Origin of the sequence: Pseudomonas mosselii (assembly GCF_003205295.1) — a bacterium.
GTDB lineage: Bacteria > Pseudomonadota > Gammaproteobacteria > Pseudomonadales > Pseudomonadaceae > Aquipseudomonas > Aquipseudomonas mosselii_B.
In genome coordinates this window covers 1-13,729 of the sequence record NZ_QJRP01000061.1, presented here as the reverse complement: position 1 = coordinate 13,729, position 13,729 = coordinate 1, and the positions used below count along the sequence as shown (strand labels likewise).

The 13,729-nt window shown below is 65.1% G+C and carries 9 protein-coding genes; 7 read left to right on the top strand and 2 right to left on the bottom strand.

What is annotated here, in order from left to right; genetic code table 11:
• Nucleotides 1–18: 18 nt before the first annotated feature.
• The gene (locus tag DMX06_RS25765) at nucleotides 19–267 is read right to left on the bottom strand and encodes a hypothetical protein (protein ID WP_110739951.1); all 249 of its coding nucleotides are present in this window, start codon (nucleotides 265–267) and stop codon (nucleotides 19–21) included.
• Nucleotides 268–280: 13 nt separating this feature from the next.
• Nucleotides 281–778 (bottom strand): hypothetical protein, encoded by a 498-nt coding sequence (locus tag DMX06_RS25760; protein ID WP_110739950.1) that lies wholly within the window; start codon nucleotides 776–778, stop codon nucleotides 281–283.
• A 232-nt stretch (nucleotides 779–1,010) separates the two neighbouring features.
• On the opposite strand from DMX06_RS25760, the gene DMX06_RS25755 reads away from it, so the two are divergent.
• From DMX06_RS25755 to DMX06_RS25725, 7 genes are all read left to right on the top strand, one after another.
• The gene (locus tag DMX06_RS25755) at nucleotides 1,011–2,207 is read left to right on the top strand and encodes an amino acid aminotransferase (RefSeq protein WP_110739949.1); all 1,197 of its coding nucleotides are present in this window, start codon (nucleotides 1,011–1,013) and stop codon (nucleotides 2,205–2,207) included.
• A 355-nt stretch (nucleotides 2,208–2,562) separates the two neighbouring features.
• Entirely contained in the window at nucleotides 2,563–3,843 is a 1,281-nt protein-coding gene (locus DMX06_RS25750) for a serine/threonine transporter (RefSeq protein ID WP_110739948.1), read from the top strand.
• Nucleotides 3,844–4,008: 165 nt separating this feature from the next.
• On the top strand, nucleotides 4,009–4,509 hold the full coding sequence (tpx, locus tag DMX06_RS25745; RefSeq protein ID WP_028692156.1) for a thiol peroxidase: 501 nt from the start codon (nucleotides 4,009–4,011) through the stop codon (nucleotides 4,507–4,509).
• Between the two features lie 287 nt (nucleotides 4,510–4,796).
• Entirely contained in the window at nucleotides 4,797–6,071 is a 1,275-nt protein-coding gene (locus tag DMX06_RS25740) for an MdtA/MuxA family multidrug efflux RND transporter periplasmic adaptor subunit (protein WP_110739947.1), read from the top strand.
• Nucleotides 6,068–9,166 carry an MdtB/MuxB family multidrug efflux RND transporter permease subunit gene (locus DMX06_RS25735; protein WP_110739946.1) on the top strand — a complete coding sequence of 1,033 codons (3,099 nt, stop codon included), beginning with the start codon at nucleotides 6,068–6,070 and terminating at the stop codon, nucleotides 9,164–9,166. Before DMX06_RS25740 ends, DMX06_RS25735 begins: the two co-directional genes overlap by 4 nt.
• Nucleotides 9,163–12,273: a multidrug efflux RND transporter permease subunit gene (locus tag DMX06_RS25730; RefSeq protein WP_110739945.1), complete on the top strand. Its 3,111-nt coding sequence runs from the start codon at nucleotides 9,163–9,165 to the stop codon at nucleotides 12,271–12,273. The genes DMX06_RS25735 and DMX06_RS25730 overlap by 4 nt, the downstream gene beginning before the upstream one ends.
• Nucleotides 12,270–13,729, top strand: a 1,460-nt coding sequence (locus DMX06_RS25725) for an efflux transporter outer membrane subunit (RefSeq protein ID WP_110739944.1), incomplete at its 3' end; no start/stop codon positions are given. The genes DMX06_RS25730 and DMX06_RS25725, both read left to right, overlap by 4 nt.

Sequence of the window (13,729 nt, the reverse complement as noted above, 5' to 3'; positions counted from 1 at the left end):
GGGATGGGGCGCAGGTCCTCAATCCCGATCACGATCAAAAAAGTGCGAGCGATCAAACAGCAGGGTCGTGCCGAGCACGACGAAGAATAGTGCCCATTGCCCACCATCGAGATTCATGAACTCGCGTTGTCCCAGCTGTGAACAAGTGCTGATGCCCGCCACCATGAAGACGATGTACAGGATTCTGCGAAGCAGTACTGACCTGCAAAGCCAGTCGAACAGAAGGATTGCGACCAGGATATAGGTCAGCAAATAAATCAGGTTCATGGTCGCCTCCCGGTCAGAGAATCAGCATTACGGAAGAGCTCTGTGGGCCAATACCACCCGTTACCCTAGCCATCAGTGAGACAAGTACATCGTTTGCGTGAAAGGTTGGCAGCGCTGCCTTGGCTTTCCCTGTTGTGATCATCCCCACTCCACCTCCTGCAAGCGCGCCGGCAACGAGGCCGATCGGGCCTGAAAGGGCTCCTGCCGCAGCTTTGCCGACGAGGCTTCCGATGATATTGGAGACGTTGTCTCGCTGGTTGTTGAGAACATCTCCTTGCTGACGTGTTAGGGGGCGCGACACGGCGAGCTTGAGATGGCAGGGCAGTGTGCCAGCTTGCATCCGCTCATACAGCTCTACGGCCTTCTCTATCACCTGATAGTGCTTGTTGTGCACTGAAGGCAGGCTTAGGGTCCGCAAGCGACAATAGTCGTTCGGTTGAACGATGAACTCACTGACATCGAAGACAATCCCATGATGGGCGATGATCTGGTACGTCCTGTCCGGCTGCATCAATCTTTCCCTGTATCTACGCGACGTGTTTGGGGACAATGGCAGGCCGCTACCGAGTGTGCCCATTCGTCCGTTTCCGTAATTGATGTGGGAAATGTCTTTGCGTCGTAACGCTCACTCTTGCACCCCTGCATCGACTCCTTGCACATCGGTGATGTTCCTGACGCCCCACTGCGGGTATCCTCGCTGGAGCCTTCCCTGAACTGTCCTGATTTCCAAGGAGCTGCACGCTGTGTTCAAACATGTCGATGCCTATGCCGGCGACCCGATCCTCTCGTTGATGGAAACCTTCAAGGCCGACCCGCGCGCCGACAAGGTCAACCTGAGTATCGGCCTGTACTACGACGAAGCCGGCGTGGTGCCGCAGCTGGCGGCGGTGGGCGAGGTGGAGAAGCGCCTGGCCGGCCAGCCCCATGAAGCCTCGCTGTACCTGCCGATGGAAGGCCTGGCCGCTTACCGCCAGGCGATCCAGGCGCTGCTGTTCGGCGCAGATCACCCGGCTGTGGCCGATGGCCGCGTGGCCACCGTGCAGACCGTCGGCGGCTCCGGCGCGCTGAAAGTCGGCGCCGACTTCCTCAAGCGCTACTTCCCGGGCTCCGAGGTGTGGGTGAGCAACCCGACCTGGGACAACCACCGGGCGATCTTCGAAGGCGCGGGCTTCAAGGTGCACAGCTACCCGTACTTCGACACCGCCAGCCGTGGCGTCGATTTCGCCGGCATGCTGGCGACCCTGCAGACCCTGCCGGCCAACAGCATCGTCCTGCTGCACCCGTGCTGCCACAACCCCACCGGTGTCGACCTGGACCAGAACCAGTGGCAGCAGGTGGTCGAGGTGGTCAAGGCGCGCCAGCTGATTCCGTTCCTCGACATCGCCTACCAGGGCTTCGGTGAAGGCCTGGTGGAAGACGCCTACGCCATCCGCGAGATGGCCCGTGCCGGCGTGCCGTGCCTGGTCAGCAACTCGTTCTCGAAGATCTTCTCGCTGTACGGCGAGCGGGTAGGGGGCCTGTCGGTGGTCTGCGACGATGCCGCCACCGCCTCCAGCGTGCTCGGCCAGCTCAAGGCCACCGTGCGCCGCAACTACTCCAGCCCGCCCGCGTTTGGCGCCCAATTGGTGGCTGGCGTACTCGGCGACGCCGCGCTCAACGCCCAGTGGGCGGCGGAAGTGGAGGTGATGCGCAAGCGTATCCTCGACATGCGCCAGGGCCTGGTCGACCTGCTTGGCGAGCTGCTGCCGGGCCAGGACTTCCAGTTCTTCCTGCGCCAGCGCGGCATGTTCAGCTACACCGGCTTCAGCGTGGAGCAGGTGCGTCGCCTGCGTGACGAGTTCGGCGTGTACCTGATCGACAGTGGCCGTGTGTGCATGTCCGGGCTGCGTCCGGCCAACCTGCGCCAGGTGGCCGAGGCGTTTGCCGCCGTTCAACGGTAACCGGCCTGGGGCCGCTCTGCGGCCCTTTCGCGGCACCCAGCCCTGCAGATAACTGGCCCCCTGTGGGAGCGGCCTTGCGTCGCGAAAGGGCTGCGCAGCAGCCCCAGCAATATTGACGGTGGCTCGGAGTCTGGGGCCGCTGCGCGCCCCTTTCGCGACGCAAGGCCGCTCCCACAGGGTCTAGCTGAAGCACAACCCGCTTGTAAAGACAAGTGCAACCGTCCCTCGGGCGGGGCTTCCCCAAGTGCAACCTTTGCATGCACAATCGCGCCCCTCTTCCCCGGTTGAGTTGGGCGAATCGTCTATTTCGCCATTCTCAGCCTGTTGCAGTCTTGCGAGTGGAGCGTCACCCGGAATGAATGAGCAGGCCCCAAGCGTTGAACAACGCTTTGTAGAATCGACCCCCGCCACCCTTGGCAGCTGGGCGCGTCACGACACCACCTGGATGCTGGGCCTGTTCGGCACGGCCATCGGCGCCGGAACCCTGTTCCTGCCCATCAACGCCGGCCTTGGTGGTTTCTGGCCGCTGCTGGTCCTGGCCTTGCTGGCCTTCCCCATGACCTACTTCGCCCATCGCGGGCTGACCCGCTTCGTGCTCTCCGGCAGCAAGGGCGGCGACATCACCGAGGTGGTCGAGGAGCATTTCGGCATCACCGCCGGGGCGCTGATCACCGTCCTGTACTTCTTCGCCATCTTCCCGATCCTGCTGATCTACAGCGTGGCGCTGACCAACACCGTCAGCAGCTTCATGGAGCACCAACTGCACATCGCGCCGCCACCGCGGGCGATCCTGTCGTTCGTGCTGATCCTCGGCCTCTTGGCCATCGTGCGCTGCGGCGAGCAGGCCACGGTCAAGGTCATGAGCCTGCTGGTCTACCCGTTCATCGTCGCCCTGGCGCTGCTGGCCCTGTACCTGGTGCCGCACTGGACAGGCGGCATCCTCGACACCGCCACCCAGGTGCCATCCGGCTCGGCCTTCCTGCACACCGTGTGGCTGGCGATTCCGGTGATGGTGTTCTCGTTCAACCACTCGCCGATCATCTCGGCCTTCGCCGTCGACCAGAAGCGTCGCTACGGCGAGCACGCCGATGAGCGCAGCGGCCAGATCCTGCGTCGCGCGCACCTGCTGATGGTGCTGATGGTGCTGTTCTTCGTGTTCAGCTGCGTACTGACCCTGAGCAGCGCCCAGTTGGCCGAGGCCAAGGCGCAGAACCTGTCGATCCTGTCGTACCTGGCCAACCACTTCGAGCAGCCGGCCATCGCCTTCGCCGCGCCCCTGATCGCCTTCATCGCCATTGCCAAGTCGTTCCTGGGTCACTACATCGGTGCCAGCGAAGGCCTGAAGGGCATGATCGTCAAGACCGGCATGCGCCCGGGCGCCAAGGCGCTGGACCGCATCGTCGCCGCGCTGATGCTGGTGGTGTGCTGGATCGTCGCCACCCTCAACCCGAGCATCCTCGGCATGATCGAATCCCTCGGCGGCCCGATCATCGCCGTGCTGCTGTTCCTGATGCCGATGTACGCCATCCGTCGCGTGCCATCGATGCGCAAGTACAGCGGCGCGCTGTCCAACCTGTTCGTGGTGGTCGTCGGCCTGGTGGCCCTGACCTCGGTGGTGTACGGCCTGCTGGCGTGATTCACCGCTGAAGCGAAAGTGCCCGGGGCGGTTGTTGGCACCCGGGCATTTTTTTTGCTGTGTCAATTGTCCTACAAACTAACATTTTCATTTTTCCTTATAGGCACTTACACGGCTTCATGCTTAACTCGGGATCTTTTTCAAACCCGTATAAGGATTTTCGCCATGGCTCAAGTGACTCTCAAAGGCAACCCGGTTCAGGTCAGCGGTGAACTGCCGAAGCAAGGCGCCGCGGCACCTGCCTTCTCCCTGGTCGCTGGCGACCTGTCGAACAAGTCGCTGGCCGACTTCGCCGGCAAGCGCAAGGTGCTGAACATCTTCCCGAGCGTCGACACCCCGACCTGCGCCACCTCGGTGCGCAAGTTCAACGCCCAGGCCAATGACGTGGCCAACACCGTAGTGCTGTGCATCTCCGCCGACCTGCCGTTCGCCCAGGCGCGCTTCTGCGGCGCCGAAGGCCTGGAGAACGTGAAGAACCTGTCGACCCTGCGTGGCCGCGAGTTCCTGGAAAACTACGGTGTGGCCATCGCCGACGGCCCGCTGGCCGGTCTGGCCGCCCGCGCCGTGGTGGTGCTGGATGAAAACGACAAGGTGCTGCACAGCGAGCTGGTGGGCGAAATCGCCGACGAGCCGAACTACGAGGCGGCGCTGGCTGTCCTGAAGTAAGTGACGCTGGGGCCGCCTTGCGGCCCTTTCGCGGCACAAGGCCGCTCCTACAGAAAACGCTGATTCCTGTAGGAGCGGCCTTGTGCCGCGAAAGGGGCGAAGCCCCCCAGGGGTTACACCCTGTAACGGCCTGGACCCTGTTCCAGGCCGTTTTCATTTAAAGTTCACCCCTTTGCCAACGTCAGCCGAAGGTAAAGCACTGGTAAAGCCCCTTTGCTAAAGCGATACCAGTGCTTATCGTTCACGCTCTCCACGCCGTCTTTCTCTGAACAAGGTTCGTTCGACCCATGCAAGCCTCCAATTCCCGTTCCCCTCGTCGCTGGCTGTTCGGCCTGCTGATCCTGCTGCTGGTGGCCCTGCTGGCCTGGTGGCTGTGGCCCGCTGCGACCGTCCACAAGGAGGACGCCGGGCACCGACCGGGCAAGGGCGGGCGACCGGGCTTCGGTGCCTCCACCGAGGCGGTGCCGGTGCGGGTCGAGCCGGTGCGGGTCGGGGACTTCCCACTCTATTACAAGGCCCTCGGCACCGTCACCGCGACCAACACGGTCAACGTGCGCAGCCGGGTCGCCGGCGAACTGGTCAAGGTCCACTTCAAGGAAGGCCAGCAGGTCAAGGCAGGCGACTTGCTTGCCGAGATCGACCCGCGTGCCTACCGCATCGCCCTGCAGCAGGCCGAAGGCACCCTGGCGCAGAACCAGGCGCAGCTGAAGAACGCCCAGGTCGACCTGGCCCGCTATAAAGGCCTGTACGCCGAGGACAGCATCGCCAAGCAGACCCTGGACACTGCCGAGGCGCAGGTGGGGCAGTTCCAGGGGCTGGTCAAGACCAACCAGGCCCAGGTCAACGACGCCCGCCTGAACCTCGAATTCACCCAGATCCGCGCACCGATCAACGGCCGCGTCGGCTTGCGTCAGCTGGACCTGGGCAACCTGGTGGCGGCCAACGACACCACGGCACTGGTGGTCATCACCCAGACCCAGCCGATCAGCGTCGCGTTTACCTTGCCGGAAACCCAGCTCGACACCGTCCTGGCCCGCTACCGCAGCGGCGCCAGCCTGCCGGTCGAGGCCTGGGATCGGGGCGACCAGAAGCTGCAGTCCACCGGCGTGCTGGGCAGCCTCGACAACCAGATCGACGTCGCCACCGGCACCCTGAAGTTCAAGGGCACCTTCCAGAACAGCGACCACGCGCTGTTCCCCAACCAGTTCGTCAATGTGCGCCTGCTGGCCGATACCCTGAAACAGGTGGTGCTCGCGCCGGCCGCGGCGATCCAGTTTGGCAACGACGGCACCTTCGCCTATGTGGTCAACGCCGAGAACACCATCAACGTGCGCAAGCTCAAGGTCGGCGCCAGCGATGGCGAGAACACGGTGATCGTCGAGGGCCTGGCCGCCGGCGAGCGCCTGGTGCTGGAGGGCACCGATCGCCTGCGCGAAGGCACCAAGGTCGATGTGGTCGAGGACAGCTCCCAGGTTCCGACCACCCCCGGCCAGCACCTGCAGGGGCAGGGCGCCAAGGGCTCGGCCCAGACCGCTGAACCAGGCACCAAGGCGGGCGCATGAACCTCTCGCGCCTGTTCATCCTGCGGCCGGTCGCCACCACGCTGAGCATGCTGGCCATCGTCCTGGCCGGCCTGATCGCCTACAAGCTGCTACCGGTGGCGGCCTTGCCCCAGGTCGACTACCCGACCATCCGCGTCATGACCCTGTACCCCGGCGCCAGCCCGCAGGTGATGACCAGCGCCGTCACCGCGCCGCTGGAACGCCAGTTCGGGCAGATGCCGGGCCTGGAGCAGATGGCCTCGACCAGCTCCGGCGGCGCGTCGGTGCTGACCCTGCGCTTCAACCTCGACATGAACATGGATGTCGCCGAGCAGCAGGTGCAGGCCGCGATCAACGCCGCCAGCAACCTGCTGCCCAGCGACCTGCCGGCGCCACCGGTGTACAACAAGGTCAACCCGGCCGACACCCCGGTGCTGACCCTGGCCATTTCCTCAAAGACCATGCCGCTGCCCAAGCTCAACGACCTGGTCGACACCCGCGTGGCGCAGAAGATCGCCCAGATCAGCGGTGTCGGCATGGTCAGCATCGCCGGCGGCCAGCGCCAGGCCGTGCGGATCAAGGTAAACGTCGATGCCCTGGCGGCCAACGGCCTCAACCTGGACGACGTGCGCACCCTGATCGGCGCCTCGAACGTCAACCAGCCCAAGGGCAACTTCGATGGCCCGACCCGGGTGTCGATGCTCGATGCCAATGACCAGCTGCGCTCGCCCGCCGAGTACGCCAACCTCATCCTCAAGTACAGCAACGGCGCGCCGCTGCGCCTGAAGGACGTCGCCGAGATCGTCGACGGCGCCGAGAACGAACGGCTGGCCGCCTGGGCCAACCAGAACGAGGCGGTGCTGCTGAACATCCAGCGCCAGCCGGGCGCCAACGTCATCGAGGTGGTCGACCGGATCAAGGAACTGCTGCCATCGATCACCGACAACCTGCCGGCGGGCCTTGATGTCAGCGTGCTCACCGACCGCACCCAGACCATCCGCGCCGCCGTGCGCGACGTGCAGCACGAGCTGCTGTTCGCCATCGCCCTGGTGGTGATGGTCACCTTCCTGTTCCTGCGCCGTGTCTCGGCCACGATCATTCCCTCCATCGCCGTGCCGCTGTCGCTGATCGGTACCTTCGGGGTGATGTACCTGGCCGGCTTCTCGGTCAACAACCTGACCTTGATGGCCCTGACCATCGCCACCGGTTTCGTGGTGGACGATGCCATCGTCATGCTGGAGAACATCTCCCGGCACATCGAGGAGGGCGAAACACCCATGCAGGCCGCGCTCAAGGGCGCGAAGCAGATCGGCTTCACCCTGATCTCGCTGACCTTCTCGTTGATCGCCGTGCTGATTCCGCTGCTGTTCATGGCCGATGTGGTCGGGCGCTTGTTCCGTGAGTTCGCCATCACCCTGGCGGTGGCCATCCTGATTTCCCTGGTGGTGTCGCTGACCCTGACGCCGATGATGTGCGCGCGCCTGCTCAAGCGTGAACCCAAGGAAGAGGAACAAAGCCGCTTCTACCGCGCCAGCGGTGCCTGGATCGACTGGCTGATCAAGCACTACGGTACCGCCCTGACCTGGGTGCTGCAGCGCCAGCCGCTGACCCTGCTGGTGGCCGTGGCCACCCTGGCGCTGACCGTGGTGCTGTACCTGATGGTGCCCAAGGGGTTCTTCCCGGCCCAGGACACCGGGGTCATCCAGGGGATCTCCGAGGCGCCGCAATCGACCTCGTTCGCCGCCATGAGCGAGCGCCAGCAGTCCCTGGCCAAGGTGATCCTTCAGGATCCGGCGGTGCAGAGCCTGTCTTCCTACATCGGCGTGGACGGTGACAACGCCACCCTCAACAGCGGTCGCCTGTTGATCAACCTCAAGCCTCACGGCGAGCGCGACGTCACCGCCTCCGAGGTGATCAACCGCCTGCAGCCGCAGCTCGACAGGCTGGTCGGCATCCGCCTGTTCATGCAGCCGGTGCAGGACCTGAGCATCGAGGACCGGGTCAGCCGCACCCAGTATCAGTTCAGCCTCAGCTCGCCGGATGCCGACATGCTCGCCGAATGGAGCGGCAAGCTGGTGCAGGCGCTCAAGGACCGCCCCGAGCTGCAGGATGTGGCCAGCGACCTGCAGGACCAGGGCCTGCAGGTATTCCTGGTGATCGACCGCGACATGGCCAGTCGTTTAGGGATCACCGTGGCGCAGATCACCAACGCGCTGTATGACGCCTTCGGCCAGCGGCAGATTTCGACCATCTATACCCAGGCCAGCCAGTACCGTGTGGTGCTGCAGTCGCAGACCGCGGCCAGCCTCGGCCCTCAGGCCCTGGAGTCGATCCACGTCAAGGCCACCGACGGCGGCCAGGTGCGGCTGTCGGCCCTGGCGCGCATCGAGCAGCGCCAGGCCCAGCTGGCGATCTCGCACATCGGCCAGTTCCCGGCGGTGATGATGTCGTTCAACCTGGCTCATGGCGCGTCCCTGGGCGAAGCGGTCAAGGTGATCGAGCAGGTGCAGCAGGACATCGGCATGCCGATCGGCGTGCAGACCCGCTTCCAGGGCGCCGCCGAGGCGTTCCAGGCCTCGCTGTCGAGCACCCTGCTGCTGATCCTGGCCGCGGTGGTGACCATGTACATCGTGCTGGGCGTGCTCTACGAGAGCTATGTCCACCCGGTGACCATCCTCTCCACGCTGCCCTCGGCGGCGGTGGGGGCCTTGCTGGCGCTGCTGCTGAGCGGCAACGACCTGGGCATGATCGCCATCATCGGCATCATCCTGCTGATCGGCATCGTCAAGAAGAACGCGATCATGATGATCGACTTCGCCCTGGAGGCCGAGCGCCACCAGGGCATGAGCCCGCGCGACGCGATCTACCAGGCGGCGCTGCTGCGCTTCCGGCCGATCCTGATGACCACCCTGGCCGCGCTGTTCGGCGCACTGCCGCTGATGCTCGCCACCGGTTCCGGCGCAGAACTGCGCCAGCCGCTGGGCCTGGTGATGGTCGGCGGCCTGCTGCTGAGCCAGGTGCTGACCTTGTTCACCACGCCGGTCATCTACCTGTACTTCGACCGCCTGGCGCGCCGCTGGCGCCCGGCTGACGATGCGCGGCAGGCCGAAGCATGAACCTGTCCGGACCTTTCATTCGCCGGCCGGTAGCCACCATGCTGTTGAGCCTGGCGATCATGCTGCTGGGCGGGGTGAGCTTCGGCCTGCTGCCGGTGTCGCCGCTGCCGCAGATGGACTTCCCGGTGATCGTGGTGCAGGCCAGCCTGCCTGGCGCCAGTCCGGAGGTCATGGCCTCCACCGTGGCCACGCCGCTTGAGCGCAAGCTCGGCGCCATCGCCGGCGTCACCACCCTGACCAGCAGTTCCAACCAGGGCTCGACCCGGGTGATCATCGGCTTCGAGCTGGGCCGCGATATCGACGGTGCGGCGCGCGAGGTGCAGGCGGCGATCAACGCCACCCGCAACCTGCTGCCCAGCGGCATGCGCAGCATGCCCACCTACAAGAAGATCAACCCGTCCCAGGCGCCGATCATGGTGCTGTCGCTGACCTCGGATGTGCTGTCCAAGGGCAAGCTCTACGACCTGGCCGACACCATCCTGTCCCAGAGCCTGGCGCAGGTCAGCGGGGTAGGGGAGGTGCAGATCGGCGGCAGCTCCCTGCCGGCGGTGCGCATCGAGCTCGAGCCTCAGTTGCTCAACCAGTACGGCCTGTCGCTGGACGACGTGCGCAATGCGGTGGCCAACGCCAACCAGCGCCGGCCCATGGGTTTCGTCGAAGACCACGAGCGCAACTGGCAGGTACGCGCCAACGACCAGCTGGAAACCGCCGAGGACTACAAGCCGCTGGTGATCCGCCAGCAGAACGGCGCGATCCTGCGCCTGTCCGATGTCGCCAAGGTCAGCGATGGCGTGGAGAACCGCTACAACAGCGGCTTCTTCAACGACGAGAGCGCGGTGCTGCTGGTGGTCAACCGCCAGACCAACGCCAACATCATCCAGACCGTCGAGCAGATCAAGGCCGAGCTGCCGGCCTTGCAGTCGCTGCTGCCGGCCAGCGTCAAGCTCAACGTGGCCATGGACCGCTCGCCAGTGATCAAGGCTACCCTGAAGGAAGCCGAACACACGCTGCTGATAGCCGTGGTGCTGGTGATCCTGGTGGTCTACCTGTTCCTCGGCAACTTCCGCGCCTCGCTGATCCCGAGCCTCGCGGTGCCGGTGTCGCTGGTGGGCACCTTTGCGGTCATGTACCTGTGCGGGTTCTCGCTGAACAACCTGTCGCTGATGGCGTTGATCCTCGCCACCGGCCTGGTGGTGGACGACGCCATCGTGGTGCTGGAGAACATCTCGCGGCATATCGAGAACGGCGAAAACCCCATGCGCGCCGCCTACAAGGGCGCGCAGGAGGTGGGCTTCACCCTGCTGTCGATGAACGTCTCGCTGGTGGCGGTGTTCGTCTCGATCCTGTTCATGGGCGGTATCGTGCGCGGGCTGTTCAAGGAGTTCTCGATCACCCTGGCCGCGGCGATCATCGTCTCGCTGGTGGTGTCGCTGACGCTGACACCGATGCTCTGCTCGCGCTGGCTCAAGGTCCACGGCCCGCAGCAGCAGACCCGCCTGCAACGCTGGAGCGACCGCATCCACCAGCGCATGGTCGCCGGCTACGACAAGAGCCTGGGCTGGGCGCTGCGCCACAAGCGCCTGACCCTGCTCAGCCTGCTGGCCACTATCGGGCTGAACATCGCCCTGTACGTGGTGGTGCCCAAGACCCTGATGCCGCAGCAGGACACCGGCCAGTTGCAGGGCTTCATTCGTGGCGACGACGGCCTGTCGTTCACCGTGATGCAGCCGAAGATGGAGATCTACCGCCGCGCCTTGCTCAAGGACCCGGCGGTGGAGAGCGTCGCCGGTTTCATCGGCGGCAACAGCGGCACCAACAACGCCTTTGTGCTGGTGCGCCTCAAGCCGATCGCCGAGCGCAAGGAGAACGCGCAGAAGGTGATCGACCGCCTGCGCAAGGACCTGCCGAAGATCCCCGGCGGGCGCCTGTACCTGATGGCCGACCAGGACCTGCAACTGGGCGGCGGCGGCCGCGACCAGAGCACCTCGCAGTATCTCTACACCCTGCAGAGTGGCGACCTGGCGGCCCTGCGCGAGTGGTTCCCGAAGGTGGCCGCCGAGCTGCGCAAGCTGCCCGAGCTGACCGCCATCGACGCCCGCGACGGCGCCGGCACCCAGCAGGTGACCCTGGTGGTCGACCGTGACCAGGCCAAGCGCCTGGGCATCGACATGGACATGGTCACCGCGGTGCTGAACAACGCTTACAGCCAGCGGCAGATCTCGACCATCTACGACAGCCTCAACCAGTATCAGGTGGTGCTGGAGATCAACCCGAAATACGCCTGGGACCCAAGCACCCTGGAGCAGGTGCAGGTGATCACCGCCGACGGCGCCCGGGTGCCGCTGTCCACCTTCGCCCGCTACGAGAACAGCCTGGCCAACGACCGCGTCAGCCACGAAGGGCAGTTCGCCTCCGAGGACATCTCGTTCGACGTCGCCGAAGGCTACAGCCCCGACCAGGCCATGGCCGCGCTGGAGCGCGCGGTGGCAAAACTGGGCCTGCCCGAGTCGGTGATCGCCAAGCTCGGCGGCGACGCCGACGCCTTTACCAAGACCACCGAAGGCCAGCCGTTGATGATCCTCGGCGCCCTGGTGCTGGTGTACCTGGTGCTGGGCATCCTCTACGAGAGTTACATCCACCCGCTGACGATCCTTTCCACGCTGCCCTCGGCCGGGGTCGGTGCCTTGCTGGCGCTGTACCTGACCGGTGGCGAGTTCAGTCTGATCTCGCTGCTGGGGCTGTTCCTGCTGATCGGCGTGGTGAAGAAGAACGCCATCCTGATGATCGACCTGGCCCTGCAGCTGGAGCGCCACGACGGCCTGTCGCCGGAGGAGTCGATCCGCCGCGCCTGCCTGCTGCGCCTGCGGCCGATCCTGATGACCACCCTGGCGGCGATCCTCGGCGCGCTGCCGCTGCTGCTCAGCCGCGCCGAGGGCGCCGAGATGCGCCAGCCGCTTGGCTTGACCATTATCGGCGGCCTGGTGTTCAGTCAGATCCTCACCCTCTACACCACGCCTGTGGTCTACCTGTACCTCGATCGCCTGCGCCACCGGTTCAACCGCTGGCGCGGCGTGCGCACCGACGCTGCCCTGGATACCCCGCTATGAACTTTGCCCATACCCGAATCCACCGTGCCCTCAAGCGGCTGACCCAGGGGCGCGGTTCGCGCCTGGTCAGCGCCGGGTTGTGCGTGGCCATGCTCAGCGCCTGTACCCTGAGCCCGGACTACCACCGCCCCGAGCTCAGCACCCCGGCGCAGTTCAAGCAGGCCGAAGGCTGGACCCAGGCCAATCCGTCCGATGCCATGGCCCGCGGGGCGTGGTGGGAGATCTATGGCGACAGGCAACTCGACGCCCTGGTGGAGGAGCTCAACCGCAGCAACCAGACGGTGGCGCAGTACGAGGCGCAGTACCGTCAGGCCCAGGCGCTGGTGCGCAGCAGCCGTGCCTCGCTGTTCCCCTCGCTGAACCTGACCACCAGCAAGAACCGTTCGGCCCAGGGCACCGGCAGTTCCAGCTCCAGCCTGTCGAACAACAGCAGCGGCATCCGCGATACCTACAACGCGCAGCTGGGGGTGAGCTGGGAGATCGACCTGTGGGGCAAGTTGCGTGAAACCATGAACGCCAACGAGTCCAGCGCCGAGGCCAGCCTGGCCGACATGGCGGCCATTCGCCTGAGCCAGCAGTCGGAGCTGGTGCAGAATTACCTGCAACTGCGGGTGATCGACGCACAGAAGCGCCTGCTCGAAGCCACGGTCGCGACCTATGAACGGTCGTTGAAGATGAACGAGAACCAGTACCGCGCCGGGGTTGCCGGACCGGATGCCGTGGCCCAGGCGCGTACCCAGCTCAAGAGCACCCAGGCCGACCTGATCGACCTGGCCTGGCAACGGGCGCAGTATGAAAACGCCATCGCCGTGCTGATGGGCAAGGCGCCGGCCGATTTTGCCCTGGCGGCGAGCAACGACATTCCGGCGTTGCCGCAGGTGCCGCTGTCACTGCCGTCGCAACTGCTCGAGCGGCGTCCCGACATTGCCTCGGCCGAGCGCAAGGTCATGGCGGCCAACTCGAACATCGGCGTGTCGCGGGCGGCGTATTTCCCGGATCTGTCGCTGAGCATGAACGGGGGGTACTCCAGCAGCAGCTTCAACAACTGGATCGAGTTGCCCAACCGTTACTGGTCCGTCGGGCCGCAATTGGCGCTGACGCTGTTTGACGCTGGCAAGCGCAGTGCCGAGGTCGACCGCACAGTGGCGGTGTATGACCAGACCGTGGCGCAGTATCGGCAGACGGTGCTCGACGGGTTCAAGGAGGTCGAGAATTATCTGGTGCAGCTCAAGGTGTACGGGGACGAGGCGGTGGTGCGGCAGGAAGCGCTGGACGCGGCGCGGGAGTCGTTGCGGTTGACCGAGAACCAGTACAAGGCGGGGTTGATTGGGTATCTGGATGTGGTCAATGTGCAGACGACGGCGCTCAGCAACGAGCGGAGTGTGTTGACGTTGTTGCAGGGGCGGTTGGTGGCGAGTGTGCAGTTGATTGCGGCGCTTGGGGGAGGGTGGGATGT